Here is a 25,074-nt window from a genome sequence, read left to right on the forward strand (position 1 = left end):
GGCGCACTATGACCGCTGAGGCTGCACCCAAGCCAGGTGAAGGAACAGACCTGCCCACCGAAGACTCCGGCATCGACATCCACACCACGGCCGGCAAGCTGGCCGACCTGGAGCGGCGGCTCGACGAGGCCGTGCACGCGGGGTCGGCGAAGGCGATCGAGAAGCAGCACGCCAAGGGCCGCAAGACCGCCCGGGAGCGGATCGCGCTGCTCTTCGACGAGGGCTCCTTCGTCGAGCTGGACGAGCTGGCCCGGCACCGCGCGGTGACCTTCGGGCTCGAGAAGAACCGGCCTTACGGCGACGGCGTGGTGACCGGCTACGGCACCATCGACGGCCGCCAGGTGTGCGTGTTCTCCCAGGACTTCACCGTGTTCGGCGGATCGCTCGGTGAGGTGTACGGCGAGAAGATCACCAAGGTCATGGACCTGGCGATGAAGACCGGCTGCCCGATCATCGGCATCAACGAGGGCGCCGGCGCGCGGATCCAGGAGGGCGTGGTCTCGCTCGGCCTCTACGGCGAGATCTTCCGCCGCAACGTGCACGCCTCGGGGGTCATCCCGCAGATCTCGATGATCATGGGCTCCTGCGCGGGCGGCCACGTCTACTCCCCCGCCGTCACCGACTTCACGATCATGGTCGACAAGACCTCCAACATGTTCATCACCGGTCCCGACGTGATCAAGACCGTCACCGGCGAGGACGTCTCGATGGAGGAGCTCGGCGGCGCCCGCACCCACAACACCAAGTCGGGCAACGCCCACTACCTCGGCACCGACGAGGACGACGCGATCGAGTACGTCAAGGCGCTGCTGTCCTACCTGCCCCAGAACAACCTCGATCCCGCGTCGGTGTACGACGAGGTCGCCGACCCTGACGTCACCGACCTCGACCGGACGCTCGACACGCTGGTCCCCGACAGCCCCAACCAGCCCTACGACATGCACGAGGTCATCCAGGCGGTCGTGGACGACGAAGAGTTCCTCGAGGTCCAGGCGCTCTTCGCGCCCAACATCCTGGTCGGCTTCGGCCGCGTCGAGGGCCATCCGGTCGGCGTCGTGGCCAACCAGCCCTCGCAGCTGGCCGGCACCCTCGACATCGACGCGTCGGAGAAGGCTGCTCGCTTCGTCCGCTTCTGCGACGCCTTCAACATCCCGGTGCTGACCTTCGTGGACGTGCCAGGCTTCCTGCCCGGCACCGACCAGGAGTGGGACGGCATCATCCGCCGCGGCGCCAAGCTGATCTACGCCTACGCCGAGGCCACCGTCCCCCTGGTCACCGTCATCACCCGCAAGGCCTACGGCGGTGCGTACGACGTCATGGGCTCCAAGCACCTCGGCGCCGACATCAACCTCGCCTGGCCGAGCGCGCAGATCGCCGTGATGGGCGCCCAGGGCGCGGTGAACATCCTCTACCGCAAGGAGCTCGCGGCCGCCGAGGACCCGGCCGCCGCCCGCGCCGAGTTCACCGCCTACTACGAGGACACCCTCGCCAACCCCTACATCGCCGCCGAGCGCGGCTACGTCGACGCGGTCATCACCCCCCACGAGACCCGCATCGAGGTCGTCCGCGCGCTGCGGCTGCTGCGCACCAAGCGCGAGACGTTGCCGCCCAAGAAGCACGGGAACATCCCCCTGTGAGCGCGGGCCAGAACGATCCGACCGCGGACCAGCCCGTCCTCAGGATCCTCACGCCCGACGCGACGCCGGAGGAGATCGCCGCGATCGTGGCGGTCTTCGCCGCGCTCGGGTCGGGTTCCACGCCGCTCCCGCCGAAGCCGGCCCCGGCTTGGAACAGGCCCGCCCGCCTGGTCCGGCGTACCCACCGGCCCGGGCCCGAGGGTTGGCGACTCAGCGGCCTCCCCCGCTGACCCGCCGACTCGCGTCACCAGGGCGCCGTCTGCCCCGGCTCGAGCCTGAGCAGGCGGTCGCCGAGACCTCGCTCGGTCAGGGCGCGGGCGAAGCGGGCACCCGGCTCGGCGAGCCACCCCGTCACCAGGCCGAGGTCCTCGGGGGCGTACGTGCCCCAGTGGATCGGCAGCACCCGCTGCGGGTCCACGCGGGCGACCGCCTCGGCAGCGCTCTCCGGGTCGAGGTGACCGGGACCCAGCTTCTTCCACCAACCGAAGATCGGGATGCAGGCGAGGTCGATCGGGCCGAGCGCGGACATCGCCTCGAAGAGGTCGGTGTCGCCGGCGAGGTAGCAGCGCCGGCCGGCCCGCTCGACGACGTACCCGACCGTCTCGGTGCTGCCCCGGTCGCGACGTCCCCGTCCGCCGTGGTGGAGCGCGTCGGTGACGTGCAGCCTGACCCCGGCGACCTCGACGTCGTCACCCGGCGACACCTCGATCACGACGCCGAGGCCGAGTCCGAGCACGTACGCCGCCGCCCCGCGCGGCACCACGACGGGGACGCCCGGCGACGCAGCCGCCACCCGGCGCAGCGAACGGCGGTGCAGGTGGTCGTTGTGCGCGTGCGAGACCACCACCAGGTCGCAGCGGCGTACGCCGGCGTCCGGGAGCGGTCCGCGGCGGCGCAGGTGGCCGATCCGGCGCGTCAGCAGGGGGTCGGCCAGCACGCGCACCCCGTCGATCTCCACCAGCGTGGCGGCGTGCCCGATCCAGGTCACCTCGTCGGTCATGCGCTCGACGTACCCACCCGCCGCTCGGCCCACTGCGACCGCGCCTCACGGAAGGGGTGCGCGGGGGGGTCGACCGGGGGCCGCGTGTCGCGACCGCGGTCGAACATCGTGGCCATCAACGACAGCATCACCACGAGCAGGAACGAGTCCTGCTCGGGCAGTCCAGGCAGACGAGGATCGCGGGCAGCGGGAACCGCAGGATGAACATCGGCGCGACAAAGCGCGTGCCGACCACCAAGGCGACCACGAGAGCGTCGGCTGTCGACACGTGGCCACCTCCCAGGACCTACTTCGGTTTCACCGCCAGCGCAGGACGCGGAGCAGCGAGCAGCACCTGCTGGGCGACGCTACCCAGGATCATCTTGCCGACGGGAGTGCGGTGCCGCATGCCGGTCACCAGCACCTGGGCACCGCCTCCTGCACCCCGGAGGTCGTCGCCCCCACCCGCAGGGTGGCTTGTCCGCGCGCGCGACACGTGGTCGGGTGAGGCATGTGACCGACCTCCTCGCCGACCTCGACCCCGAGCCGGATCAGCGCCTCGTGCTCGGCCCGCTCCTGCGCCACGTCGACGAGACCACCGCGACGATCTGGGTCGAGACCGCCTCGGCGGGCCGGGTCACCGTGGACGCGAGCGGGCACCGCGCCGAGGCGCCCACCTTCTCGGTGCACGGCCACCACTACGCGCTCGTCTGGCTGGAGGGGCTGGCGCCCGGTCAGAAGTACCCCTACACGGTGACGATCGACGGCTTGCAGGTCTGGCCGCTGGAGGACTCGCCCTACCCGCCGTCGCTGATCCCGACCCTCGACCACGGCAAGCCGCTGCGGCTCGCCTTCGGGTCCTGCCGGACGTCGGTCTCGCACGACGAGGCGGGCAACCGCAAGCACGGCGTCGACGCCCTCCGTGCTTATGCGCTGCGCATGGCCGGCATCACCGACGGCAGCCACCCGGACGACCCCGATCCCGGCGGCGAGGTCCGGTGGCCCGACATGGTGCTCTTCCTCGGCGACCAGGTGTACGCCGACGAGACCACCGAGGAGATGCGGCAGTTCATCGAGGCGCGGCGCGACATCGAGGAGCCGCCCGGCGAGGAGCTCAAGGACTACCAGGAGTACGCCGAGCTCTACCGGATCGCCTGGACCGACCCCGCCAACAGGTGGCTGCTGTCGACGGTGCCCAGCGCGATGATCTTCGACGACCACGACATCCGTGACGACTGGAACACCTCGCTGAGCTGGAAGCGCGAGATGGAGGCCACCGAGTGGTGGCACGAGCGCATCGTCACCGGCCTGGCGTCGTACTGGGTCTACCAGCACCTCGGCAACCTCACCCCGGCCGAACGTGAGGAGGACGAGCCGTGGCAGCAGATCCTGGGCCACGCCAAGGAGGTCGGCGACGGCGAGGAGTACGACGCCACCGACCTGCTGCGTGCGCTGGCCGAGAAGGCCGACCAGGAGCCGACGACGTACCGGTGGAGCTATTGCCGGGACTTCGGCGAACAGGCCCGGCTCCTGGTCGTCGACTCGAGGGCCGCGCGGGTGCTCGACCCTGAGCGCCGGGCGATGCTCGACGACGACGAGATGGCGTGGTTCGACGAGCGGATGACGGGTGGCTTCGAGCACGTGCTGGTCGGCTCCTCGCTGCCGTTCCTGCTCTCGCCGGGACTGCACTACGTCGAGGCGTTCAGCGAGGCGCTGGCCAGCGGCGGCTGGGGCAAGGGGCTCGGCGCCAAGGCCGGTGAGGCGCTGCGCCAGCACGTCGACCTCGAGCACTGGGCCGCCTTCCAGAAGGGCTTCCAGCAGGTCTGCGACATCGTCCTCGAGGTGCTGCGCGGCAAGCGCGGGCCCACGCCCCGCACGGTCACCTTCCTCGGCGGCGACGTGCACCACAGCTATGTGTCCGAGGCCCGGCCGAAGGAGGGCGAGCCCATCCACGGCCGCTTCATCCAGGCCGTCTGCTCGCCGATCCGCAACCCGCTGCCGCGTGCGGTGCGGTTCGCGACGGCCGCGCTGTCCTACGGCGTCGCCGGGCCGATCGGGCACGTCGTGGCCGCCTCGGCGAAGGTGCCGAACGCCCCGGTCAGCTGGCGGCTCCTCGAGGGGCCGTGGTTCGACAACAACATCGCCACCCTCGAGGTGCGACCGGGCGAGGGCCTGCGGATGTGGTGGGGCACGGGTGAGGTGGAGAACGGCGACCACGAGCGGCCGCGGTTCGCGCAGGTCGAGGAAGTCCTGGTCACGTGAGCGGGTCGATCACGGACGTCAGCGGCATCCGGGTCGGCCAGGTGCAGCGGGTCGGCGACGGCTGGCTGACCGGCGTCACCGTGGTGCTGCCGCCGCCGGAGGGCGCCGTCGCCGGCGTCGACGTCCGGGGCGGCGGTCCCGGCACCCGCGAGACCGACCTCCTCGACCCGCGCAACCTGGTCGACCGGGTGCACGCCGTCGTGCTCACGGGCGGGTCGGCGCTCGGTCTCGCGGCCGCTGACGGTGTGGCCAGGGCGCTGCTCGCCGACGGCGTCGGCTTCCCTGTCGGGGTGCCGCCACGACCCGGCGAGGTGGTGCCGATCGTGCCGGCCGCGGTCGTCTTCGACCTCGGCCGCGGCGGGGTGTTCGGCCATGCCCCTGACGCCGCCCACGGCGCCGAGGCGTACGCCGCGGCCACCACCGAGGTGGCCGAAGGCAGCGTCGGCGCCGGCACGGGCGCCAAGGCGGGCGGTCTCAAGGGCGGTGTGGGCACGGCCTCGACGGTCCTGGGCGACGGCACGACGGTCGGTGCCATCGTGGTGGTCAACGCGGTCGGCTCACCCTTCGACCCGGCCACCGGTGAGCTGTGGGCGGCGCGGCACTGCGTGCCGGGCGACCTGCCGCCCATGCGGGCCCCGGACCCGGCCGACCTGGCGGCGTACGCCGAGGTCGCGGCCGCATCGGCCCTCCCCCCGCCTGGTCAGGCGACCACCCTGGCCGTCGTCGCCACCGACGCGACGCTCACCAAGGCGCAGTGCGCGAAGGTGGCCGGGCTCGGCCACGACGGGATCGCGCGGGCGATCAACCCGGTGCACACCATGCTCGACGGCGACACCGTCTTCGCGCTGGCGACCGGCACCCGCCCCGAGCCCGACCTGCTGGTCCTCCACGCCCTGCTGGGCGCCGCGGCCGACGTCGTCACGCGGGCGATCGCCCGCGCGATGGTGGCTGCCACGTCGGCCGGTGACCTGCGGTGCTACCGCGACGTGCTCCCGTCGGCGTTCGCCTGAGTCGGCGGTGTCGGTAGCGTCTGGCGCGTGCAGCTCGTCCTCGCGTCCGCCTCCCCCGCCCGCCTCAAGACGCTGCGGCAGGCAGGAGTCGAGCCTGAGGTGATCGTGTCGGGGGTCGACGAGTCGCAGCTCGACGGCTTGCCGCCGGCCGAGCTGGCCCTGCAGCTGGCCGAGCTGAAGTGCGCCGCCGTGGCCGAGGGCCCCCTCCCCGACGGTGCCGCGCTGGTGCTCGGGTGCGACTCGGTGCTCGAGCACGACGGGCGGGCGCTCGGCAAGCCCGGGGACGCCGACGAGGCGACCGTCCGCTGGCGCGAGATGCGGGGCACCAGCGGGGTGCTGCACACCGGGCACTGCCTGCGCGAGGTGACGACCGGCCGCGTCGCCGCCGCGACGGCGTCCACGACCGTGCACTTCGCCGACGTGAGCGACGACGAGATCGCGGCGTACGTCGCCACCGGCGAGCCCCTCCAGGTGGCGGGCGCCTTCACCGTCGACGGACTCGGGGGCGCGTTCGTGGCCCGCATCGAGGGCGACCACCACAACGTCGTCGGCCTGAGCCTGCCGTTGCTGCGCGACCTGCTCGCCGAGCTCGGGCACACGTGGACGGACCTGTGGGAGGCCGGAGCATGAGATTCACCGAACGGGAGCTGACCGCCGCGCTCGAGGGCGCCGCGAAGAGCGTCCTCGCGGCGCAGGACAAGGACGTGCGCAAGGGCCGCCGCACCCCGGACGAGGCGTGGCTGGCGTTGACCCGGTTCCAGCGGTTCCAGCTCCTGGACGGGCTGGGCGACCAGCTGCTGGCCGTCCTCGTCGCGCTCCCTGACGTCGAGGTGCCGATCGGCAGCCGTCCGACGTACACCGACGAGCAGGTGGTGGCCGCGATCGAGCAGACCGGCGCGGACACGAGCGGCCTGCGCGCCAAGGTGCTGCTCAAGGCGCGAGTGGCGCTGGTGCAGCTCGCGCTGTCGCAGGTGCCGCCACGGGCGGACCCGGACGCGCTGATCGTGCCCGATCACCTCTGACGGCGGCCGCCGGGCTAGATCGTCGGGTCTTTCTCGCGGGTGCGGCGCCACGTGACGAGCGGCTCCTCGCCGATCGGCCGCCTGAACACCAGCCCTCGGAACAGGAAGAACCTCGCCGCGTTGGCGAGCCCGAGGCCGATGACGTTGGCCGAGAGGTTGTCGGACACCGGATCGTCGAGACCCATCACGTTGCGGCTGATCCACAGGCAGGTGATCGGGATCAGCATCGTCATCAGGTTGATGCCGACGTACGCCGCCACCCCGCCGTCGGCCATCCGCGTCTCGCGGTGCTGGAAGGCCCACACCTTGGTGTAGTGATAGCTGATCACCATGCCCACGCCGTTGGCGATCAGGTAGGCGAGCTCGGGCTGCCCGTTGAGCGGGGCGAAGCTGCCGGTGTTGAAGCCGTGGACCAGCAGGTTGAAGAGGATCAGGGCGACCACGGTCGCCACGAAGCCGACGGCCAGGAACCGTCCGACCTCCGCGGCGAAGCGGTGCCACCTCTCTCCCACGCGCGCAAGGCTAACCGTCATGGGGAGCAGAACCCCGTCAGCGCGTCGGAACTTCCCGCCAGGTCGTCCCGGGGCGCGCCGAAGGTGGCGGGTGACGCGGCCCTACTCGACCGGCAGGCCGAGCCCGCGGGCGATGAGCATCCGCTGGACCTCGGAGGTGCCCTCGCCGATCTCGAGGACCTTGGCGTCGCGGTAGAAGCGGGTGACGGGGTACTCCTCCATGAAGCCGTAGCCGCCGAAGACCTGGGTGGCGATCCGGGTGGCCGTGACGGCCGACTCCGTGGAGTAGAGCTTGGCGATCGACGCCGCCTGCTTGAACGCCTGGACCGACACCGAGGTCGAGCCGGCCTCCATCGCGTCGCGCATCGCCGCGGCCTTGTAGGTCAGCAGCCGGGCGGCGTCGAGCATCACCTGGAGGTCGGCGACCTGGAAGGCCACGCCCTGCTTGCGGCCGATCGGGCCACCGTAGGTCTGCCGCTCGCCGGCGTACGCCACCGACGCGTCGAGCATCGCCTGGAGGCAGCCGACCGCCAGCGCGGCGATCGCGACCCGGCCGTCGTCGAGGATGGCGAGGAACTGCGCGTAGCCGCGACCCCGCTCGCCCAGCAGGTGGTCCTCGGGCACGCGTGCGTCGACGTAGGTCAGCGGGTGGGTGTCGGAGGCGTGCCAGCCGAGCTTGTCGTACGCCGGCTCGGCGGTGAAGCCGGGCGTGTCGGTCGGCACGATGATCGTCGAGATCTCGGGGCGGCCGTCGTCGCGGGCACCCGTGCGCGCGGTCACCGTGTTGAGCGAGGTGATCTCGGAGCCGGAGTTGGTGATGAACTGCTTGGCGCCGTTGACCACCCAGTGGCCGTCGACGAGGTCGGCCTTGGTGCGCGTGGCCCCGGCGTCGGAGCCCGCGCCCGGCTCGGTCAGACCGAAGCCCGCCAGCGCCTGCCCGGTCACCAGGTCGGGCAGCCAGCGTTCCTTCTGGGCGGCGGTGCCGTAGGTCAGCACGGGGTTGATGCCGAGGCCGACGGCGGCCTCGAGCGTGATCCCCATCGACTGGTCGACCCGGCCGATCTCCTCGATCGCCAGGCACAGGCTGGTGAAGCCGCCGTCCTCGCCGCTGAGCCCGGCGCCGCCGTACTCCTCCGGCGCGGTCAGCCCCATCAGGCCGAGCTTGCCCATCTTCTGCACCACGTCGACCGGGAAGTGGTGGTCGCGGTCCCACTGCGCGGCGTACGGCGCGATCTCGGCCTCCGCGAACTCGCGGACGGACCGGCGAAACTCCTCGTGCTCACGGGACAGCTCGAACGTCATGCCCTGATGGTAACCCGGGAGGTTAATGGTTGTTAACCGTCACGCCGCGCTCACCCACCCCCGAAATGGGAAAAGCCCCGACGCCAAGGTCTCGGGCCCTTGACGTCGGGGCGGCTGTCAAACGTTTGAGCACCCCCTGCGCAGTGGTGACCGCGCGCGACAGCACTCCAGATGATACTTAAGTAGGAGGCGCCAGACAATCGTCTCAGGAGGCCCTGCTCGAGATCAGCGCACGATCTTGAGGTTGAAGTCGAGGGTGCCCAGCGACTGCCAGGTGCGGATCCAGAGCGCGACGTACATCTCGGCCCCGCGGGCGGTCTCGAGGGCGCCCAGGTCCAGGACGTCGGTGTGGCCGAGGGAGGTCAGCAGCTCGCTCACCGTCGCCTTGGCGTCGGTGTCGTCGCCCGACACGAACACGGTGGTCGGCTCGGGGAGGCGACCCGGGTCGGCCATCACCGACGCGTTCATGGTGTTGAGCGTCTTGACCACGCGAGCTCCGGGGTGGGCGCGCTGGATCTGCTCGGCCATCGAGTCGGTGTCGACGACGAGCAACCGGGGCGGGAAGCCCTCGGAGAAGTCGAGCGGGTTGGAGACGTCGACCAGCACCCGGCCGTCGAGCCTGTCGTCGCCGACGGCGGCGAGCGCCTCGAGGCTGCCGGCGCCGTTGGTGGCGTTGAGGAACAGAGCGGACTCGGGCACGTCGCCGAACGCCTCGAGCCCGACGGACGGCACGTCCGCCGACCACGACGCGAAGTCCTCGCCGGCGCGGGTGCGCTCGGGGTCCCTCGTCCCGATCGTGACCTCGTGGCCCAGCTGGTCGAGGCGGCCGGCGAGGGTGCGCCCGACGATGCCGGTGCCGAGGACGGTGATGCGCATGGTCGCTCCCCTGGTGGTCAGCTCAGTCGCAGGTGTCGCAGATGCCCGTCGCCGGCAGTGCCATGAAGCAGCGGGGGCAGGTCGAGACGGGCCGGTCGGACTTGGCCGGCGCGCGCGGCGCCGAGACGCGCGGCGAGGCGGCGCGGCCGCCGCCGGAGGACCGGGTCGCGCGCGGCGGCGGGGGCGGGGCCCCGACCAGACCGCTCAGCGACGGCTCGCCCTCGAGGGTCCGCAGGTGGTCGACCACCACCAGCAGGTCAGGCACCCAGCTGGTCGGCGGGTGGCTGGTGCTGACCCCGCTGCGCGACTGCACCTCGGTCGCCAGGTCTGTCGCGGTGATCTTGCGGCCCTCGCGCTCGAGCAGCACCTCGATCGTCACCGGCGCCCACGTCTGCAGAGCGATCGCCTTGGACGTCGGCAGGGCGTCCGGCTCGTGCCAGAAACCCTTCCGCCTGACCTCACCCCTCATCGCGAGCGCCTAGAGGTAGAGCCCGGTCGCGGAGTCCCCGAGCCGGTCGGCGGCGACGGCGTGCACGTCGCGCTCGCGCATGACGACGTAGACCTCGCCATGGACCTCGACCTCGGCCTTGTCCTCGGGGTCGAACAGCACGGTGTCACCGGTCTCGACGAAGCGGGCGCTCGGCCCGACCGCCACCACGTGCGACCACGCCAGCCGGCGCGCGCCCATCGCCGCGGTCGCCGGGATCACGATGCCACCGGCCGAGCGACGCTCCCCGGCGTCGCGGTCGAGCTCGACGAGGACCCGGTCGTGGAGCATCTCGATCGGCAGCTTGGCTCCGGCCTTCGACCGACCGGGCTGGAGGGACGACTTGTCGGCCATCGGAACCCCGGTCAGCGGGTCAGCCGGCGCACGCCGACCATCACCGCGACCACACCGACGACGACACCGGTGACCTTGAGGATGTTGTCGGTGCGCGGCGTGCCGTCCGGCGCGATGAAGAACGCGCGCACGGAGGCCACCTCGCGGGAGACGATGGTCTTGGGACTCGCCCGGAAGACCAGCTCGTCGATGGTGCCCGCCAGCCGCTCCCTGGTCTCTTCGATCTCACGCTCGAGGGACGACAGCTCGCTCACGTCCGGCAGGCTATCAATGGGGCGTCCGGACGACGGTTCGCGGGTCGAAGCCGAACGGCAGCTCCAGTCGGTGCGCGGCCATCAGGGTGTCGTCGGTGAGGACGTCGTACGTCGCCCCGTCGGCCACCACGACGCCGTCGCTGAGCACCACCGACCTCGGGCACAGCTCGAGCGCGTAGGGCAGGTCGTGGGTGACCATCAGCACCGTCACGTCCAGCGAGCGCAGGATGTCGGCCAGCTCGCGGCGCGAGGCAGGGTCGAGGTTGGACGACGGCTCGTCGAGGACGAGGACCTCGGGCTGCATCGCCAGCACGGTCGCGACCGCGACCCGGCGGCGCTGCCCGAAGGAGAGGTGGTGCGGCGGCCGGTCGGCGTAGTCGGCCATCCCGACCTGGTCGAGGGCGGTCATCACCCGCGCGTCGAGCTCGGCACCGCGCACCCCGAGGTTGGCCGGCCCGAACGCGACGTCCTGGCGGACCGACCCGAGGAAGAGCTGGTCGTCGGGGTCCTGGAAGACGACGCCGACGCGTCGGCGGATCTCGCGGAGGTGCTCCTTGCCCACGGGGAGCCCGCTCACCGAGACCGAGCCGGCGCCCGCGGTGAGGATGCCGTTGAGGTGCAGCACGAGCGTGGTCTTGCCGGCGCCGTTGGGGCCGAGGAGCGCGACCCGCTCCCCCTGGTGCACGTGGAGGTCGACACCGAAGAGCGCCTGGTGGCCGTCGGGGTAGGCGTAGGCGAGACCTTGCACGTCCAACACCGGAGTCACCGCGCGTCCACCTTCGGCATCCGGCCGTCGTACCCGCGCGACAGCATCGCCAGGTGCACCCGTTCACCGCGCTCGTAGGACCTCACGAAGAGGGCGCCGAGCGAGCGCGCCAGCGCAGGCCAGTGCCGGGGCGAGCGGGGATCGCAGCCGCGGGACCTCATGGCGACGAGCATCCGCCCCATCTCGCCGGTCACCACGTCGAGGTAGCGGACCATGAAGCCCATGATCTGCACGATCAGCGCGGGCATCCGCAGCCGCTCGAGCCCGCGCAGCAGCTCCTGCGGCTCGGTGGTGGCCGCCAGGGTCAGCGAGCTCATCACGCCGATCGTGCCCTTGGCCAGCAGGGCGTAGGCGCCCCAGAGGCCGGGCTCCGAGACCGACACGCCCAGCACCTCGACGCGGGGACCGGTGGCCACGAAGGGCATCAGGACGGCGAAGACGACGAACGGCACCTCGACGACCATGCGCTTGGCGACGTAGCCGAACGGCACCCCGGACGTCGCGATCACGCCCAGCACGACGACGGCGTACGCCGCGAACGCCGGCCACCACTCACGCGGGGTCGCGACCACCAGCAGCATGAAACCGACCAGCGCGAGGATCTTGAGGTGCGCCGGCGCGCGATGCACCGCGCTGTGACCGTGGAAGTGGAGCTTGTGACCGTGCCCGGCACCCATCGGGGGCTCAGACCTGGCTGTCGACGGGACGGCTGTCGACCTGGTCTGGGTCGGCGGGCGTACCGCGACGCCGGAGCACCAGGAAGAGCCCTCCGGACACGCCGAGCGTGAGGAGGCAGCCGATCACGCCGGCCAGTCCTCCGGAGATGCGGTCGTCGCCGACGCCCCTCGTCTGGTAGTCCGCGAGGGGGCTGTCGGCTGCCGGGGAGTCGTCGGCGGAGTCGAGGAAGCCGGTCTGCTCGGCGACGTGCTCGAGGCCGTCGGGGTGGCTGCTGGCGTAGAAGCTGGCCACCCCGGCCACGAGGAGGGCAACCAGGAGACCCACGGCGACGAAGCGACGCGTGCTCATCGGGTCGCCTCCTTGCCGGCCAGCGGACTCCGGATCTCGAGGGTCCGCGTGGAGAGGAGGGGGCGCGCCCCGTGGACGAGGTCCGGCCGCACGGCCACGACGCTCCCGACGACGAGGGCAGTGACGATCGCCTCCCCCACGCCGATCAGCGTGTGCCATCCCAGCATCGCCGTGAGCACCTTGCCGGTCTCGACGGGCGCGACCCCGCCGACGGCGAAGAGGAGCGTGAAGGTCGCGGCCGCGGCAGGGACCGACACGAAGGCACCGACCGCGGCGGCGAACGGGACCGACGCCGGACGCTTCGGGAGCACGGCGCGCGCGACCTTGAAGACCAGCCAGCCGACGCCGACGCCGACCAGCGCCATCAGCGTGACGTTGGTGCCGAGCGCGGTGATCCCGCCGTCGGCGATGAAGAGCGCCTGGACCAGGAGCACGACGCTGATGCAAAGCACCGCGGTGTAGGGACCGGCGAGCACCGCTGCGAGCGCACCGCCGAGGAGGTGTCCGCTCGTGCCTGCACCGACCGGGAAGTTCATCATCTGGCCGGCGAAGACGAAGGTCGCCACCAGCCCGGCGACAGGAGCGGTGCGGTCGTCGAGCTCACGGCGTGCTCCGCGCAGGGCGATCGCCACTCCCGCGACCGCCACTGCACCTGTCGCGAGCGAAGTGGGAGCATCTAGGAAGCCGTCGGGAACGTGCACGGTCACCACCTTAGTTAGTTGCAAGTCGTTCGCAACAGCGAGCCGTTCGGATTGGAGCCTTCTTCCGTGAGCCAGACCCCCACCGCGTCCGCACACCAGGGCCGCCTCACCGTCGGTGACGCCGCGCCCGACTTCACCCTCCCCGACGACCAGGGCGGCGAGGTCACGCTGTCCGACTTGCGGGGCAAGAAGGTGATCGTGTACTTCTACCCGGCCGCGATGACGCCAGGCTGCACGACGCAGGCCTGCGACTTCTCCGACTCCCTCGACTCGCTCAAGGCGCGGGGCTACGAGGTGCTGGGCATCTCCCCCGACTCCCCCGCCAAGCTCGCGAAGTTCCGCGAGAAGGACCACCTCACGATCACGCTGCTCTCCGACCCGGACCGGAAGGCCCTCGACGCCTACGGCGCCTGGGGCGAGAAGAAGAACTACGGCAAGACCTACGAGGGAGTGATCCGCTCCACCGTCGTCGTCGGTGAGGACGGCACGGTCACGCACGCGGCGTACAACGTGAAGGCCAGCGGCCACGTCGCCAAGCTCCGCAAGGACCTCGGCCTCGACACCTAGGCTGCCCTGTGGTCTCGACTGGTCGCTCGCCGCGATCGCTGCTCGACCACCGGTGGTCGAGCGAAGTCGAGACCTTGCGCCCGTAGCCCAACAGGCAGAGGCACCAGGTTTAGGTCCTGGCCAGTGCGAGTTCGACTCTCGCCGGGCGCACCCACCGGGGTCGCGATCGTCTACTACGACCGCAGCGACGACGTGTCGATGCCGCTGGTCGAGTGGTCAAGGTCTTGTTCATGTTCCCCCCTCGCGGCCACCTGGGGCGCGTACGCGTCCAGGCGGCTGCGCACGCGTGACCCGGTGCCCGCCTGATCAGCACGGAGCTCGACCTTCAGGAGCCGAACGAAGCCGCCACCAGGGGGGCGATCTCGGCCAGCGCCTTGCCGCGGTGCGAGATCCGGTCCTTGTCGGCCGCGTCCAGCTCGGCGGTGGTGACCTCGCGCCCGTCGACCTCGGCGAGCTCGTCGGCGACGAAGAGCACGTCGTAGCCGAACCCCCCCGACCCCCGGGGCTCACGAGCCACTCGCCCGGGCATGTGGCCGTGCACCACGTGGGTGGTGCCGTCGGGGTGGCAGTACGCCACCGCGCACGTGAAGTGGGCGGTCCGCCGCTCGTCGGGCACGTCGGCCAGCTGGGCGAGGAGCAGCTCGTTGTTGCGGGCGTCGCTCTTGGGTGGTCCTGCCCAACGGGCCGAGAGCACGCCGGGCATGCCGTTGAGCGCGTCGACGCACAGCCCGCTGTCGTCGGCGAGGGTCGGCAACCCGGTGGCGGTCAGGCCGGCCCTGGCCTTGAGCAGCGCGTTGCCCTCGAAGCCGGGCTGGTCCTCGACCGGCTCGTCGTACGCCGCCACCTCGTCCAGCCCGACCACGACGACGCCGGACGCGACCTCGGCCAGGATGCGCTGCATCTCGCCGAGCTTCTTGGCGTTGCGGGAGGCGAGGAAGACGATCCGGTCACTCACCAGCGAGAGCCTCCTGCTGGAGACGGGTCAGGTCCTGGCAGCCCTTCTCGGCGAGCCCGAGCAGGGCGTCGAGCTCGCGGCGGTCGAACGGCGCACCCTCGGCCGTGCCCTGCACCTCGACGAACGAGCCCGCCCCCGTCATCACGACGTTCATGTCGGTCTCGGCGCGCACGTCCTCCTCGTAGGGCAGGTCGAGCCGCGGCACGCCGTCGATGATGCCGACCGACACGGCCGCCACGGACCCGGTGAGCGGCTCGCCCGTCAGCGCGCCGGTGGCCCGCAGGGCTGCCACCGCGTCGGCGAGCGCGACGTAGGCGCCGGTGATCGCCGCGGTGCGGGTGCCACCGTCGGCCTGGAGCACGTCGCAGTCGAGCTGGATGGTGTTCTCCCCCAGCGCGCGGTAGTCGATCACGGCCCGCAGCGACCGCCCGATCAGCCGGGAGATCTCGTGGGTGCGACCGCCGATGCGGCCCTTCACCGACTCGCGGTCGGAGCGGGTGTTGGTGGCAGCCGGGAGCATGGCGTACTCCGCCGTGACCCAGCCGAGGCCCGAGCCCTTGCGCCAGCGCGGCACACCCTCGGACGCCGAGGCAGCACACAGCACACGCGTGCGGCCGAACTCGACGAGCACGGACCCGGCGGCATGGTCGAGCCAGCCACGGGTGAAGCGGACCTGGCGGAGCTCGTCGTCGGCGCGGCCGTCGGCACGCGCGGAAGCCCCAAGGGGATCGTGAGTCATGTCGAGCGATCCTAGGCAAGCCCGGGGACGGCGACCCCGGCGCCTACTTGAACTCGATGCGCAGCAGCCTGAGGATCCCCAGCGTCAGCGGGATGACCAGCCAGATCGTGCCCGTCACCGCGATCTGCGCCCACTCCTCCCCGGTGGGCGTGAAGTCGCCGGTGAAGAGGGGGGTCTGGGCGGTGTTGTAGTCGATCCAGGGCGCCACGTCCCCGAAGCCCTCGCTGAGCTCGCTCAGGATCCCGACGGCGATCGGCAGCACCAGCGAGTACACGAAGTAGACGACGATCGCAGCCGGCGTGTTCATCAGCAGCGTGGCGATGGCGAAGCCGATCAGGACGGCGCTGAGGTTCGTGAGGACGTAGCCGTAGAGCACGAACCGCGCGTCCAGTCCCCAGTCCGGCGAAGCGCCCGTCACCTGCCCGAAGAGCGTCCCGACGACCGCGATCAGGACTCCGAGGACCATCACCGCGATGGCCAGGGTCAGTCCTGCCAGGAGCTTGGCGACGACCACCCGGCTGCGCCGCGGCTCGAGCGTGAAGGTCACCAGGCCGTTGCGCTGGCTCGCCTCGCTGGTGACCAGCATGATGACGAGGATCGGCAGGAAGTAGCCGAGGACGCCTCCCGCGAGCCCGACGTAGTCCTGGAAGTCCTTCGCGTCGTCAGGCGCAGCCAAGGAGTAGATCACCAGGACGGCCAGCACGACACCGAGGATGGAGCCGGCGAACCAGCGGCCCGCGCGGGTGTCGAGGGCCTTGCGCACCTCCACCTTGGCCAGCCGGGCCATCGGCACGTGGCTGGTCCCGGTCAGCTCGAGAGAGGCGGGCGCGGATGCTGCGGTGCTCATGCCGGACCTCCGGTGGTCGTCGTGGGGGTGACGGCGTGGCCGTCGGGTGCGAGCTCGTCGCGCTGGGTGTCCTCGGTGAGCTGGAAGAAGAGGTCCTCGAGGCCCCCGTGCACCTCGCGCAGCTCGGTCAGCACGAGAGCGTTGCGGGCCGCGACCGTGCCGACCGACACCGGCTCGCCCTGCACCTGCAGGCCCTCGCCCATCGGCTGTGGCTCCAGGCCCGCCTCGGCGAGGTGCCGGGTGAGCGCGTCGAGGTCGGTGCCGGCGACATACGTCGACGCGGCGCCCGCTGCGCCGGCGAGCAACGACTTCTTGGTGCCCTGGGCGACGATGCGGCCGCGCCCGATGAGGATCATCTCGTCGGCGATCAGCTCGACCTCGTTGAGCAGGTGGCTGGACAGCAGCACCGTCCCACCGCGGTCGGCGTAACCCTTGAGCAGGTCGCGCATCCAGCGGATGCCGGCCGGGTCGAGGCCGTTGGCCGGCTCGTCGAGGATCAGCACCGACGGGTCCCCGAGCAGCGCGTGGGCGATGCCGAGGCGCTGCTTCATCCCGAGGGAGTAGTTGCGCAGTCGGCGCTTCGCCTCGGTCTCGGAGAGCGACACCAGCGCGAGCATCTCGTCGACGCGGGATCTCGGCAGCCCCATGGTCTCGGCACCGATGGTGAGGATCTCGCGGCCGGTCCGGCCGGCGTGCTGGGCGGACGCGTCCAGCAGGACGCCGACGTGGCGGCCGGGATTGGGGATGTCGGAGTAGGGGTGCCTGCCGATCGTGACGCGTCCGCTGGTGGCCACGGTCAGACCGACCATGACCCGCATGGTGGTCGTCTTGCCGGCGCCGTTGGGACCCAGGAACCCCGTGACAGTGCCCGGCTTGCACTCGAAGCTGACGTCATCGACGGCCCGGAACCCGCCGTAGGACTTGGTGAGGTGGTCGACGGTGATCATCGACGCCGAGTCTGCCCGAGAGGCTGGGGGCACCGCGGGAGGGACCTCCCCGACTTAAGTCCTGTGCTGGGTGGACCCGCGCGGAACTCCGGTGGCCGCCCGCTCCCCGCCACTACAGTCCTGGCGTGGAGCGGCCCAGCCCCGCGGAGTACCAACCGCCGCTGTCGACGCGTGAGCACGCCTGGCGGTACGCCGCCATGCTCGTGATCAGCGGCGTCGTGTCGAGCCTGCTCTTCAGCGACCAGCTCCATCGCGCCTGGCTCCTCGGGGTCGACCTCGGCGTCGGTGCGTTCTGCTACGTCCTGGTCTTCTTCCGGCGTCGTCGACCGGTCGCCGTCGCCGTCGTCACCAACCTCCTCATCGGGGTGTCGGCCGCCGCGACCGGGCCAGCCGTGCTCGCGTCGGTGTCGCTGGCCACCCGCCGCAAACCGCCTGAGATCGCCCTGCTCTTCGTCGTCAACCTGGTCGGCAGCAGCCTGCTCTACACCGTGCAGCCGGTCGACAACGAGATCGTCTGGTGGGAGGTCGGCCTCTACAACCTCGCCCTCGTGAGCATCCTGATCGCCTCGGGGATGTACCTCGGCTCGCGCCGCGAGCTCGTCTGGGAGCTCAGCCACCGGCTCGAGCGGGCCGAGGCCGACCGCGACGAGCGCGAGTCGAGAGCGCGCGACACCGAGCGCCAGCGCATCGCGCAGGAGATGCACGACGTCCTCGGCCACCGCATCTCGCAGATCTCCATGCACGCCGGGGCCCTGTCCTTCCGCCAGGACCTCTCCCCCGACGAGCTGCGCGAAGGTGCGGCGCGCATCCAGGAGACGGCGAACGCCGCGCTGACCGACCTGCGCGGCGTGCTGGGCGTGCTGCGAGACGCCAAGACCGGCCAGCTGATGGACCCGCCGCAGCCGACGTACTCCGACGTGCCGCTCCTCATCGAGTCGGCGCGCGAGGCCGGGATGCGCATCGACTTCCACGACGGCGTGGTCGGGGGCGAGCCGCCCACCCAAGCGGGCCGGACACTGTTCAGGATCCTCCAGGAAGGGCTGACCAACGCCGGCAACCACGCGCCGGGGACGCTGGTGTCCATCTCGGTCACCGGACGTCCGGGCAAGGGGGTCGACGTCTTCGTGCGCAACGCCCTGGGGCTGGTTCCGGCGGCCTCGCGAGGCTCGGGACTCGGTCTCATCGGCCTCTCCGAGCGAGCCGAGCTAGCCGGAGGTCGACTAGGCCACCGAACCGAAGGTGGCATCTTCGAGCTCCACGGATGGATACCGTGGCCTGCGTGACGAACGTGAACGGGGTGACTGGCTTGATGGCTGGGATGGTGACGAGAGATCTCGTGGACCTGAGGAACGGAGCACGTCGATGAGCACGACCACCGGGACGATCTCGATCGTGATCGTGGACGACGACCCCCTGGTGCGGTCGGCGCTGTCGCTGATGCTGGGCGGCCAGCCGGACATCGCGGTCGTCGGCGAGGCCGGAGACGGGCAGGAAGGTCTCCGGCTGTGCGCCGACGTGCACCCGGACATCGTCCTCATGGACATCCGCATGCCGGTGCTCAACGGGCTGGAGGCGACGCGCCGCCTGGTGACCGAGGAGAACGGGCCGCGGGTCATCGTCCTGACGACGTTCGACGCCGACGAGCTCGTGCTCGAGGCGCTGGCAGCGGGCGCGGACGGCTTCCTGCTGAAGGACACCCCGCCCGACGCCATCGTCACCGCGATCCGCACCGTCGCGGACGGCGAGGCCATGTTGTCGCCGTCGGTGACCCGCACCGTGATCGGCCGGGTCCGCACCGTCGGACTGACCGCGCGCACCCAGGACGCCATCGAGCGCCTCGACCTGCTCACCGACCGCGAGAAGGAGGTCGCGCTCGCCGTCGGCCGCGGCCTGACCAACGCCGACATCGCGCGCGAGCTCTACCTCTCGATCCCGACGGTGAAGGCGCACGTCTCGCGGCTCTTCGACAAGCTGGGCGTCACCAACCGCGTGCAGATCGCGATGGTCGTCCACGACGCAGGGCTCGTCTAGACGGTTCGCCGCTCGACCACCGGGGACCCGCTAGACCTCGTACGTCGCCCCTGGCTCGGCCATCTCGAGCGGCCCGTCGTAGGCGCCCTTGGCGTCGGCGAGCACCTGGTCGGTGGAGTACCACGGCGGCACGTGCGTGAGGACGACGCGGCGCGCGCTCGCGCGAGCCGCGGTCTCGGCGGCCTCGCGACCGGTGAGGTGGAGGTCGGGCGGGTTGTCCTCGCCCTCGACGAAGGACGCCTCGACGAGGAAGAGGTCGGCGTCGGCGGCGCTCTCGTCCAGGGCCGCGCACACGCCGGTGTCCCCGGAGTACGTCAGCGTGCGCCCGCCTGCGGTGATCCGCAGCGAGTAGGTCTCCACCGGGTGGGCGACCCGGCGAGGCTCGATCGTGAGGGGGCCGAGCTCGAACGTGCCGTCGTAGACCCGGAAGCCGAACTCCTCCGTCATCCCCGGCTCCGGCGGCAGGTCGTAGGCCCTCGCGAGCCGGTCGTCGGTGCCCGACGGGCCCCAGACCGGCAGCTGGGGCTGCGGGCCGGCGGGGTTGTACCTGCGCACGACGTAGTAGCCCGTGAGGTCGATGCAGTGGTCGGCGTGGAGGTGCGTGAGGCACACCGCGTCGATGGCGAGCGGGTCGGCGTGCCGCTGGAGGGCGCCGAAGGCGCCGTTGCCGAGATCGAGGACGATCCGCCACACCCGCCCGTCGGCGTCGGTCTCCTCCACCAGGTAGCAGCTGGCGGGCGACTCCGGGCCGGGGTAGGACCCCGAGCATCCGACGACGGTGAGCCTCATCGTGGGCACCACGGCAGAGCGGGGTCCGGGGCGGGCACGCGGCCAGGCTAGGCCATCCACGGCACGTGTCTGTCGGCTTCCCGACACAACGCGCCACGGGAACCTAAGGTGGCTCACATGGCACGCACCCCCCGGATGCTCACGGCTGCCCTCACGACCGGCCTCCTCGGCCTGGGCGCGGTGGCCTCCGCTCCGGCGACGGCCCACCTGGACGCCGGGCTGTCGACGCGGCTGGCCGGCCCCGGCGCCGGGCCGTCCTCGCCGGTCAGGCAGGTGGTCGTGATCAGCCTCGACGGGCTCACCCCCCGCGCGCTCACCCGGCTGGGCCGCGCGGGAACGCCGGTGCTGCACCGGATGATGCGCAAGGGCGCATCCACGCTCAACGCCCGCACGGCGTACGAGCTCACGGTGACCCTGCCCAACCACACCAGCATGGTCACCGGCCGCCGGATCGCGGCGGCCGACGGCGGTCACGGCGTGACGTGGAACGACGACCGCCTGAGGCCCGCCACCGTGCAGGAGGCCGCAGGGGGTCCGGTGGAGTCGGTGTTCTCGGCCGTGCACGCGGCCGGGCTCGGCACCGCGCTGCTGTCGAGCAAGACGAAGTTCACCCTCTGGCAGCGCTCGTGGCCCGCTTCCTTCGACTACGTCAAGATCCGCGAGGAGCGGGACAAGGCCATCGCGCGCTCCGCGGTCGCCGACGTGCTCGGCTTCGACCGCGCGCTCACCTTCGTCCACCTCGGGAAGACCGACAAGAAGGGTCACGCGCACGGATGGATGTCGCCGGAGTACCTCGCGGCGGTGCGGGACTCGGACGCTCGCGTCGGCGAGATCCTCGCGGCGATCGAGACCGCAGGCGAGAGCAGCGAGACGCTGGTCGTGGTCACCGCCGACCACGGCGGGGTGAGGCGCGACCACAGCGACGCCTCGCGCCTGGTCAACTACCGCATCCCCTTCCTCGTGGTCGGCCCCGGCGTCCCTGCGCGCACCGACCTCTACGCCCTCAACCCCACCTACCTCGATCCCGGCCGGAGCCGCCCGACGTACGACGCGTCGCCGCAGCCGATCCGCAACGGCGCCGTCGCCAACCTCGTCACGGACGTGCTGGGACTCGCGGCGGTGCCGGGCAGCCAGATCGACGCGGCGCAGGATCTCGAGGTCTTCGCGCCCTGACGCCGGGCTAGACCTTCGGCTACGGTTCGCGGCCTGCCTCTGCCGCTCACCCTTACGGGTGGTCCACCATGTCGTCCGTGGACGAGCACGACCACCCGGTGGGCGTGGAGCTGCAGGAAGAGCCGTCACGACGACGGCCGCTTCTGCTCGCCACGGCCGTCGTGCTCGTGCTCGTGCTCGTCGCGTGGTCGGCGGTGTGGTGGGACCGCACGCCGCCCGTGCTCGGCGGGAGCTTCGAGACCAGGCTGGACCCGACTCCTGTGCCCGGACCGGTGCTCGTGGGGATCACCAGCCCTGCCACCGTGCCCGGTCAGGCCAACGTGTCCCTGGTGGACGTGTCGCCCGAGCTGACGCGCAACGACGCGGACGCCGACGTCTCGTTCCTCGTGTGCGAGCTCAAGGGCGATCCGATCACCGCGGTGGTTGCCGAGCCGATCGAGGACCACTGCCGGCGTACCCGACCGGCCCACGACACGACGATCAGGGTGGCCGGCGAGTACCTCGTCATGGCGATCACCGCCCGCGAGCGGGGCACGGTGCGGGTCGAGTCCGTCGACGTGACCTACCGCAACGGTTGGCAGCTCGTGTGGCTGCCCCGGACTGTCACCGTCGGGATCTCCGCACGCGCGCGGTTCAGCTGAGTCCTCCGCGCGGCTCGGTGCTGCTCAGTCGAAGAGCTTGGGCTGCGGCGGGCCCAGCGCCGGATCGACGCCGTCGAAGAGACTGCTGATCGACTCGCCCGCGTGGATGCGGGTGATCGCCTGCGCGAAGAGGCCGGCCACCGACCGGATCTTCAGGTCGGGCCATCCCTGCGGGGCTGGGACGGTGTCGGTGGTGATCACCTCGGTGATCATCGGGTGCTGACTGAGCCGGTCGACCGCCTTGCCGACGAAGAGACCGTGCGTGCACGCAACGGCTGCGCCGGTGCAACCCTCGTCGGCGAGCCGGTCGAGCAGCTCGACGATCGAGCCGCCGGTCGCGATCTCGTCGTCGAGGACGATCGCCCGCTTTCCGGCCACGTCGCCGACGATGGCGTCGATGATGACCCGGTCGTCGGCGAGCCGACGCTTGGATCCGGCCGCCACCGGCAGCCCCAGGAGCCGGGAGAACTGCGTCGCCGTCTTGGCGTTGCCCAGGTCGGGCGACACGACCACGGCGTCGGTGAGGTCGTCGTCGAGGAAGTGCTCGGCCAGCACGCCGAGCGCGGTCAGGTGGTCCACCGGCACCGAGAAGAACCCGTGCACCTGCGGGGCGTGGAGGGTCATCGTGAGGACCCGGTCGACACCCGCGGTGGTGAGCATGTCGGCGACCAGCCGGCCGCCGATCGAGATGCGCGAGGCGTCCTTCTTGTCCGACCGCGCGTAGGCGTAGTGCGGGATCACCGCGGTGACCTGGGCCGCGCTCGCCCCCCGAGCGGCGTCGATCATCAGCAGCAGCTCCATGAGGTGCTCCTGCGTGGGCGGCACGAGCGGCTGGACGATGTAGACGTCGCGCTGGCGGCAGTTGGCCTGCAGCTGGGCCTGGAGGCAGTCGTTGCTGAACCGGGTCATCTCGACCGACGAGAGCTCCACCCCCAGCTCGGCACAGACGGCCTGGGCGAGTCCACGGTGGGCGCTTCCGCTGAAGACGACGATCTCGCGCAACGGCTACTCCGAGGTCGATGAGGGGCGGTGTCATCACCGTAGCCCGCGTCGCCACGACCGGCCAGGGTCGGGGTCAGCGGTCTAGTCGCAAGCAGCACCTCACCGGCGGTACCAGCGCTCGAACGCCAGCGGCCAGGGATTGAACGAGCAGGCGCCGCGCCCCTTGGACTGCTGCATCATCACCGGCGCCGGGCCGGGTCGCGGGCAGCCGAGGTGGCCGTGCCCGAGCCAGTGGCCGGTCTCGTGGTTGACCACCATGTGGCGGTAGTCGCGCAGCGCCCGGCCCGCGGCGTTCCAGGCCGGTGACGCCCCACGCCAGCGGTCCTGGTTGATCACGACGAAGCGACCGACCCGGCAGCTCCACGTCGAGCTGCAGATCGAGGAGAAGCCCGGCACCGAGCCGGCGCTGGCGAGCACGAGGGTGAAGTCGCCGCCGCGCGGGACCTGACGGAGCTCCACGCCCGCGGCCCGCCACCCTCTCGGGTCGTCGTAGGTCTCCTGCGCCTGCCGACGGAACTCGGCGAGGTCGGCGACGATCGGGCCCCGGGTCTCGACGTGGTACGTCACGGTGCGTCGCACCGGGACGAGATGCCGCCCGGTGCGGGGGCTGCTGAGCAGTCGCTCGGTGGCGTACCCCTCCCGTCGCACGGTCACCTGCAGCCGGAGCCGGTGGTCGACGTCGTCGACGCCGACGCGGTGCGTGCGGCCGCGAGCCCCGGGCAGCGGCGCGTCGTCGCGGAGCCAGCGATAGCGCACCGAGGTGGGCCGCGGCCGGAGCCGGGGCTTCTCGCCGGTCAACAGGCGCGTGAACCGCGACACCCCGGAGAGCTCGGGCTTCGAGACCACCTCGAACGACGCCCTCGCGACCGGTCCCGTCGGCGCGGAGACGGCCGTGGCGGGGGTCCCGGTCGCGTCCGTCGCGGTGACCGTGACGGACAACGTGTGACCGAGGTCGGCGAGGTCGATGCGGTACGCCGCAGCGGTCGCCCCCGCGATGGCGACCCCGTCACGCGCCCATTGGTAGGTGAACGTCAGCCCGGTCGGGGGCGTCCAGCTGCCGGGCGTCGCGGTGAGCCGCTCGCGGTAGGCCGGCTCCCCCGCGATCGTCGGGACCGCCACGTTGACGGGCGGTTCCGCCGCCTGCGCGGGAGTGACGAACAAGACCAGCAACAGGGCCAGCACGATGGCCGAGCCGCGAGCGACGCGGGTGGACAGTCGAGACCACGGGCGTCGGCTCAGGCCCACAGCTGCCCCTCGAGGCGCTCCTCCGCCGCGTCGACGGTGCCCTCGTAGGCACCCGTCGACAGGTACTTCCACCCCGCGTCGCACACCACGAACGCGATCTCGGCGCGCTCGCCCGCCTTGGCGGCCTTGGCACCCTGGCCGAGCGCGGCGTGCAGGATCGCCCCCGTCGAGATGCCGGCGAAGATGCCCTCCAGCTCCAGCAGCTCACGCACCCGACGCACGGCGTCGCGGGGACCCACGGAGAAGCGGGTGTCGATCAGCGCAGCGTCGTACAGCTCGGGGACGAAGCCCTCGTCCAGGTTGCGCAGGCCGTAGACCAGCTCGCCGTAGCGCGGCTCGGCGGCGACGATGCGCACCTCGGACTTGTGCTCTCGGAAGAACCGGCCGACGCCCATCAGGGTCCCGGTCGTGCCGAGACCAGCCACGAAGTGGGTGATCTCGGGGAGGTCCGCCAGCAGCTCGGGACCGGTCGACTCGTAGTGAGCGAGCGAGTTGGCCGGGTTGCCGTACTGGTAGAGCATCACCCAGTCGGGGTGCTCGGCGGCGACGACCTTCGCGACCCGCACCGCCTCGTTGGAGCCGCCCGCGGCCGGGGAGGAGATGATCTCCGCCCCCCACATGCGCAGCAGCTGCCGCCGCTCCTCCGAGGTGTTCTCCGGCATCACGCAGACCAGGCGGTAGCCCTTCAGCTTGGCCGCCATCGCCAGCGAGATGCCGGTGTTGCCGGACGTCGGCTCCAGGATCGTGCAGCCCGGGGTGAGCCTGCCCTCCCCCTCGGCCATCTCGATCATCCGCAGGGCCGGCCGGTCCTTGATGGAGCCGGTGGGGCTGCGGTCCTCGAGCTTGGCCCAGATCCGGACGTCGGGGCTGCCCAGGGCCGCGGACAGGCGGGGCAGACCGACCAGCGGCGTGCCGCCCACCGAAGCGAGCAGGTCGTCGAAGCGCACGGG

General features: G+C 71.6%; 33 protein-coding genes and 1 tRNA gene. 13 read left to right on the top strand and 21 right to left on the bottom strand.

What is annotated here, in order from left to right; all coding sequences use genetic code 11:
• Positions 1–8 precede the first annotated feature (8 nt).
• Both ABD295_RS12035 and ABD295_RS12040 read left to right on the top strand, forming a co-directional pair.
• The gene (locus ABD295_RS12035) at positions 9–1,637 is read left to right on the top strand and encodes an acyl-CoA carboxylase subunit beta (protein ID WP_344303963.1); all 1,629 of its coding nucleotides are present in this window, start codon (positions 9–11) and stop codon (positions 1,635–1,637) included.
• On the top strand, positions 1,634–1,867 hold the full coding sequence (locus ABD295_RS12040; protein WP_344303964.1) for an acyl-CoA carboxylase epsilon subunit: 234 nt from the start codon (positions 1,634–1,636) through the stop codon (positions 1,865–1,867). Before ABD295_RS12035 ends, ABD295_RS12040 begins: the two co-directional genes overlap by 4 nt.
• A gap of 14 nt (positions 1,868–1,881) precedes the next feature.
• Here the strand turns inward: ABD295_RS12040 and ABD295_RS12045 are convergent, their stop codons facing one another.
• From ABD295_RS12045 to ABD295_RS12055, 3 genes are all read right to left on the bottom strand, one after another.
• Complete coding sequence (locus ABD295_RS12045; protein ID WP_344303965.1) at positions 1,882–2,637, bottom strand: MBL fold metallo-hydrolase; 756 nt, start codon at positions 2,635–2,637, stop codon at positions 1,882–1,884.
• Between the two features lie 127 nt (positions 2,638–2,764).
• Complete coding sequence (locus ABD295_RS12050) at positions 2,765–2,905, bottom strand: hypothetical protein (protein ID WP_344303966.1); 141 nt, start codon at positions 2,903–2,905, stop codon at positions 2,765–2,767.
• Between the two features lie 18 nt (positions 2,906–2,923).
• Positions 2,924–3,040 carry a universal stress protein gene (locus ABD295_RS12055; RefSeq protein ID WP_344303967.1) on the bottom strand — a complete coding sequence of 39 codons (117 nt, stop codon included), beginning with the start codon at positions 3,038–3,040 and terminating at the stop codon, positions 2,924–2,926.
• A gap of 89 nt (positions 3,041–3,129) precedes the next feature.
• Between ABD295_RS12055 and ABD295_RS12060 the strand changes: the two genes are divergently transcribed.
• Genes ABD295_RS12060 through ABD295_RS12075 form a run of 4 tightly spaced genes read left to right on the top strand, consistent with a single transcriptional unit; the run spans position 3,130 to position 6,910 of the window.
• Positions 3,130–4,878 (top strand): alkaline phosphatase D family protein, encoded by a 1,749-nt coding sequence (locus ABD295_RS12060; protein ID WP_344303968.1) that lies wholly within the window; start codon positions 3,130–3,132, stop codon positions 4,876–4,878.
• Positions 4,875–5,888 (top strand): P1 family peptidase, encoded by a 1,014-nt coding sequence (locus ABD295_RS12065; protein WP_344303969.1) that lies wholly within the window; start codon positions 4,875–4,877, stop codon positions 5,886–5,888. The genes ABD295_RS12060 and ABD295_RS12065 overlap by 4 nt, the downstream gene beginning before the upstream one ends.
• A 27-nt stretch (positions 5,889–5,915) precedes the next feature.
• Entirely contained in the window at positions 5,916–6,518 is a 603-nt protein-coding gene (locus ABD295_RS12070) for a Maf family protein (RefSeq protein ID WP_344303970.1), read from the top strand.
• Positions 6,515–6,910 (top strand): hypothetical protein, encoded by a 396-nt coding sequence (locus tag ABD295_RS12075; protein WP_344303971.1) that lies wholly within the window; start codon positions 6,515–6,517, stop codon positions 6,908–6,910. Before ABD295_RS12070 ends, ABD295_RS12075 begins: the two co-directional genes overlap by 4 nt.
• A gap of 14 nt (positions 6,911–6,924) precedes the next feature.
• Here the strand turns inward: ABD295_RS12075 and ABD295_RS12080 are convergent, their stop codons facing one another.
• From ABD295_RS12080 to ABD295_RS12125, 10 genes are all read right to left on the bottom strand, one after another.
• Complete coding sequence (locus ABD295_RS12080) at positions 6,925–7,422, bottom strand: GtrA family protein (RefSeq protein ID WP_344303972.1); 498 nt, start codon at positions 7,420–7,422, stop codon at positions 6,925–6,927.
• A gap of 102 nt (positions 7,423–7,524) precedes the next feature.
• Positions 7,525–8,724, bottom strand: a complete 1,200-nt coding sequence (locus ABD295_RS12085; protein WP_344303973.1) for an acyl-CoA dehydrogenase family protein — start codon at positions 8,722–8,724, stop codon at positions 7,525–7,527.
• A 225-nt stretch (positions 8,725–8,949) separates the two neighbouring features.
• A complete protein-coding gene (locus ABD295_RS12090) occupies positions 8,950–9,600 on the bottom strand; it encodes an NADPH-dependent F420 reductase (protein WP_344303974.1) in 651 nt (216 codons plus the stop codon).
• Positions 9,601–9,622: 22 nt separating this feature from the next.
• On the bottom strand, positions 9,623–10,069 hold the full coding sequence (locus ABD295_RS12095) for a hypothetical protein (RefSeq protein ID WP_344303975.1): 447 nt from the start codon (positions 10,067–10,069) through the stop codon (positions 9,623–9,625).
• A 9-nt stretch (positions 10,070–10,078) separates the two neighbouring features.
• Complete coding sequence (locus tag ABD295_RS12100) at positions 10,079–10,441, bottom strand: GroES family chaperonin (RefSeq protein ID WP_344303976.1); 363 nt, start codon at positions 10,439–10,441, stop codon at positions 10,079–10,081.
• Positions 10,442–10,452: 11 nt separating this feature from the next.
• Positions 10,453–10,695: a DUF3618 domain-containing protein gene (locus ABD295_RS12105; protein WP_344303977.1), complete on the bottom strand. Its 243-nt coding sequence runs from the start codon at positions 10,693–10,695 to the stop codon at positions 10,453–10,455.
• Between the two features lie 13 nt (positions 10,696–10,708).
• Entirely contained in the window at positions 10,709–11,461 is a 753-nt protein-coding gene (locus ABD295_RS12110; RefSeq protein WP_344303978.1) for an energy-coupling factor ABC transporter ATP-binding protein, read from the bottom strand.
• Complete coding sequence (cbiQ, locus tag ABD295_RS12115) at positions 11,458–12,138, bottom strand: cobalt ECF transporter T component CbiQ (protein ID WP_344303979.1); 681 nt, start codon at positions 12,136–12,138, stop codon at positions 11,458–11,460. Before cbiQ ends, ABD295_RS12110 begins: the two co-directional genes overlap by 4 nt.
• A gap of 7 nt (positions 12,139–12,145) precedes the next feature.
• On the bottom strand, positions 12,146–12,487 hold the full coding sequence (locus ABD295_RS12120; RefSeq protein WP_344303980.1) for a PDGLE domain-containing protein: 342 nt from the start codon (positions 12,485–12,487) through the stop codon (positions 12,146–12,148).
• Positions 12,484–13,188 carry an energy-coupling factor ABC transporter permease gene (locus tag ABD295_RS12125; RefSeq protein ID WP_344303981.1) on the bottom strand — a complete coding sequence of 235 codons (705 nt, stop codon included), beginning with the start codon at positions 13,186–13,188 and terminating at the stop codon, positions 12,484–12,486. The genes ABD295_RS12120 and ABD295_RS12125 overlap by 4 nt, the downstream gene beginning before the upstream one ends.
• Before the next feature lie 66 nt (positions 13,189–13,254).
• Here ABD295_RS12125 and bcp point away from each other — a divergent pair, with 66 nt between their 5' ends.
• The 3 genes from bcp (at position 13,255) to ABD295_RS12140 (ending at position 14,061) form a co-directional block, all read left to right on the top strand.
• On the top strand, positions 13,255–13,755 hold the full coding sequence (bcp, locus tag ABD295_RS12130; protein ID WP_344303982.1) for a thioredoxin-dependent thiol peroxidase: 501 nt from the start codon (positions 13,255–13,257) through the stop codon (positions 13,753–13,755).
• Positions 13,756–13,831: 76 nt separating this feature from the next.
• Positions 13,832–13,905, top strand: a tRNA-Leu gene (locus ABD295_RS12135).
• On the top strand, positions 13,879–14,061 hold the full coding sequence (locus tag ABD295_RS12140) for a hypothetical protein (RefSeq protein WP_344303983.1): 183 nt from the start codon (positions 13,879–13,881) through the stop codon (positions 14,059–14,061). Before ABD295_RS12135 ends, ABD295_RS12140 begins: the two co-directional genes overlap by 27 nt.
• 19 nt (positions 14,062–14,080) lie before the next feature.
• Here the strand turns inward: ABD295_RS12140 and rdgB are convergent, their stop codons facing one another.
• The 4 genes from rdgB to ABD295_RS12160 are packed head-to-tail and all read right to left on the bottom strand — an operon-like array spanning position 14,081 to position 17,243.
• Entirely contained in the window at positions 14,081–14,710 is a 630-nt protein-coding gene (rdgB, locus tag ABD295_RS12145; RefSeq protein WP_344303984.1) for an RdgB/HAM1 family non-canonical purine NTP pyrophosphatase, read from the bottom strand.
• Positions 14,703–15,449 carry a ribonuclease PH gene (gene rph, locus ABD295_RS12150; RefSeq protein WP_344303985.1) on the bottom strand — a complete coding sequence of 249 codons (747 nt, stop codon included), beginning with the start codon at positions 15,447–15,449 and terminating at the stop codon, positions 14,703–14,705. Before rph ends, rdgB begins: the two co-directional genes overlap by 8 nt.
• 43 nt (positions 15,450–15,492) lie before the next feature.
• Positions 15,493–16,296, bottom strand: a complete 804-nt coding sequence (locus tag ABD295_RS12155; RefSeq protein ID WP_344303986.1) for an ABC transporter permease — start codon at positions 16,294–16,296, stop codon at positions 15,493–15,495.
• Positions 16,293–17,243 carry an ABC transporter ATP-binding protein gene (locus ABD295_RS12160; RefSeq protein ID WP_344303987.1) on the bottom strand — a complete coding sequence of 317 codons (951 nt, stop codon included), beginning with the start codon at positions 17,241–17,243 and terminating at the stop codon, positions 16,293–16,295. The genes ABD295_RS12155 and ABD295_RS12160 overlap by 4 nt, the downstream gene beginning before the upstream one ends.
• A gap of 125 nt (positions 17,244–17,368) precedes the next feature.
• Here ABD295_RS12160 and ABD295_RS12165 point away from each other — a divergent pair, with 125 nt between their 5' ends.
• Positions 17,369–18,526 carry a sensor histidine kinase gene (locus ABD295_RS12165; protein WP_344303988.1) on the top strand — a complete coding sequence of 386 codons (1,158 nt, stop codon included), beginning with the start codon at positions 17,369–17,371 and terminating at the stop codon, positions 18,524–18,526.
• Between the two features lie 79 nt (positions 18,527–18,605).
• A complete protein-coding gene (locus tag ABD295_RS12170; RefSeq protein WP_344303989.1) occupies positions 18,606–19,274 on the top strand; it encodes a response regulator in 669 nt (222 codons plus the stop codon).
• A gap of 30 nt (positions 19,275–19,304) precedes the next feature.
• On the opposite strand, the gene ABD295_RS12175 is transcribed toward ABD295_RS12170, so the two are convergent.
• Entirely contained in the window at positions 19,305–20,063 is a 759-nt protein-coding gene (locus ABD295_RS12175) for an MBL fold metallo-hydrolase (RefSeq protein ID WP_344303990.1), read from the bottom strand.
• Positions 20,064–20,180: 117 nt separating this feature from the next.
• On the opposite strand from ABD295_RS12175, the gene ABD295_RS12180 reads away from it, so the two are divergent.
• Both ABD295_RS12180 and ABD295_RS12185 read left to right on the top strand, forming a co-directional pair.
• Positions 20,181–21,236 (top strand): alkaline phosphatase family protein, encoded by a 1,056-nt coding sequence (locus ABD295_RS12180; RefSeq protein ID WP_344303991.1) that lies wholly within the window; start codon positions 20,181–20,183, stop codon positions 21,234–21,236.
• A 77-nt stretch (positions 21,237–21,313) separates the two neighbouring features.
• On the top strand, positions 21,314–21,877 hold the full coding sequence (locus tag ABD295_RS12185) for a hypothetical protein (RefSeq protein WP_344303992.1): 564 nt from the start codon (positions 21,314–21,316) through the stop codon (positions 21,875–21,877).
• Positions 21,878–21,901: 24 nt separating this feature from the next.
• On the opposite strand, the gene ABD295_RS12190 is transcribed toward ABD295_RS12185, so the two are convergent.
• From ABD295_RS12190 to ABD295_RS12200, 3 genes are all read right to left on the bottom strand, one after another.
• The gene (locus tag ABD295_RS12190) at positions 21,902–22,879 is read right to left on the bottom strand and encodes a ribose-phosphate diphosphokinase (RefSeq protein ID WP_344303993.1); all 978 of its coding nucleotides are present in this window, start codon (positions 22,877–22,879) and stop codon (positions 21,902–21,904) included.
• A 99-nt stretch (positions 22,880–22,978) separates the two neighbouring features.
• Positions 22,979–24,124 (bottom strand): DUF3152 domain-containing protein, encoded by a 1,146-nt coding sequence (locus ABD295_RS12195; protein WP_344303994.1) that lies wholly within the window; start codon positions 24,122–24,124, stop codon positions 22,979–22,981.
• The gene (locus ABD295_RS12200; protein ID WP_344303995.1) at positions 24,115–25,071 is read right to left on the bottom strand and encodes a PLP-dependent cysteine synthase family protein; all 957 of its coding nucleotides are present in this window, start codon (positions 25,069–25,071) and stop codon (positions 24,115–24,117) included. Before ABD295_RS12200 ends, ABD295_RS12195 begins: the two co-directional genes overlap by 10 nt.
• Positions 25,072–25,074 lie beyond the last annotated feature (3 nt).

This window comes from Nocardioides bigeumensis, from assembly GCF_039531755.1.
GTDB lineage: Bacteria > Actinomycetota > Actinomycetes > Propionibacteriales > Nocardioidaceae > Nocardioides > Nocardioides bigeumensis.

What these genes read in the sequence shown, in the direction of transcription:
- ABD295_RS12035 (WP_344303963.1), top strand. Translation starts at nt 9, where the DNA reads ATGACCGCTGAGGCTGCACCCAAGCCAGGTGAAGGAACAGACCTGCCC.
- ABD295_RS12045 (WP_344303965.1), bottom strand. Translation starts at nt 2,637, where the DNA reads ATGACCGACGAGGTGACCTGGATCGGGCACGCCGCCACGCTGGTGGAG.
- ABD295_RS12075 (WP_344303971.1), top strand. Translation starts at nt 6,515, where the DNA reads ATGAGATTCACCGAACGGGAGCTGACCGCCGCGCTCGAGGGCGCCGCG.
- ABD295_RS12085 (WP_344303973.1), bottom strand. Translation starts at nt 8,724, where the DNA reads ATGACGTTCGAGCTGTCCCGTGAGCACGAGGAGTTTCGCCGGTCCGTC.
- ABD295_RS12090 (WP_344303974.1), bottom strand. Translation starts at nt 9,600, where the DNA reads ATGCGCATCACCGTCCTCGGCACCGGCATCGTCGGGCGCACCCTCGCC.
- ABD295_RS12095 (WP_344303975.1), bottom strand. Translation starts at nt 10,069, where the DNA reads ATGAGGGGTGAGGTCAGGCGGAAGGGTTTCTGGCACGAGCCGGACGCC.
- ABD295_RS12100 (WP_344303976.1), bottom strand. Translation starts at nt 10,441, where the DNA reads ATGGCCGACAAGTCGTCCCTCCAGCCCGGTCGGTCGAAGGCCGGAGCC.
- cbiQ (WP_344303979.1), bottom strand. Translation starts at nt 12,138, where the DNA reads ATGGGTGCCGGGCACGGTCACAAGCTCCACTTCCACGGTCACAGCGCG.
- ABD295_RS12120 (WP_344303980.1), bottom strand. Translation starts at nt 12,487, where the DNA reads ATGAGCACGCGTCGCTTCGTCGCCGTGGGTCTCCTGGTTGCCCTCCTC.
- rph (WP_344303985.1), bottom strand. Translation starts at nt 15,449, where the DNA reads ATGACTCACGATCCCCTTGGGGCTTCCGCGCGTGCCGACGGCCGCGCC.
- ABD295_RS12155 (WP_344303986.1), bottom strand. Translation starts at nt 16,296, where the DNA reads ATGAGCACCGCAGCATCCGCGCCCGCCTCTCTCGAGCTGACCGGGACC.
- ABD295_RS12160 (WP_344303987.1), bottom strand. Translation starts at nt 17,243, where the DNA reads ATGATCACCGTCGACCACCTCACCAAGTCCTACGGCGGGTTCCGGGCC.
- ABD295_RS12170 (WP_344303989.1), top strand. Translation starts at nt 18,606, where the DNA reads ATGAGCACGACCACCGGGACGATCTCGATCGTGATCGTGGACGACGAC.
- ABD295_RS12175 (WP_344303990.1), bottom strand. Translation starts at nt 20,063, where the DNA reads ATGAGGCTCACCGTCGTCGGATGCTCGGGGTCCTACCCCGGCCCGGAG.
- ABD295_RS12180 (WP_344303991.1), top strand. Translation starts at nt 20,181, where the DNA reads ATGGCACGCACCCCCCGGATGCTCACGGCTGCCCTCACGACCGGCCTC.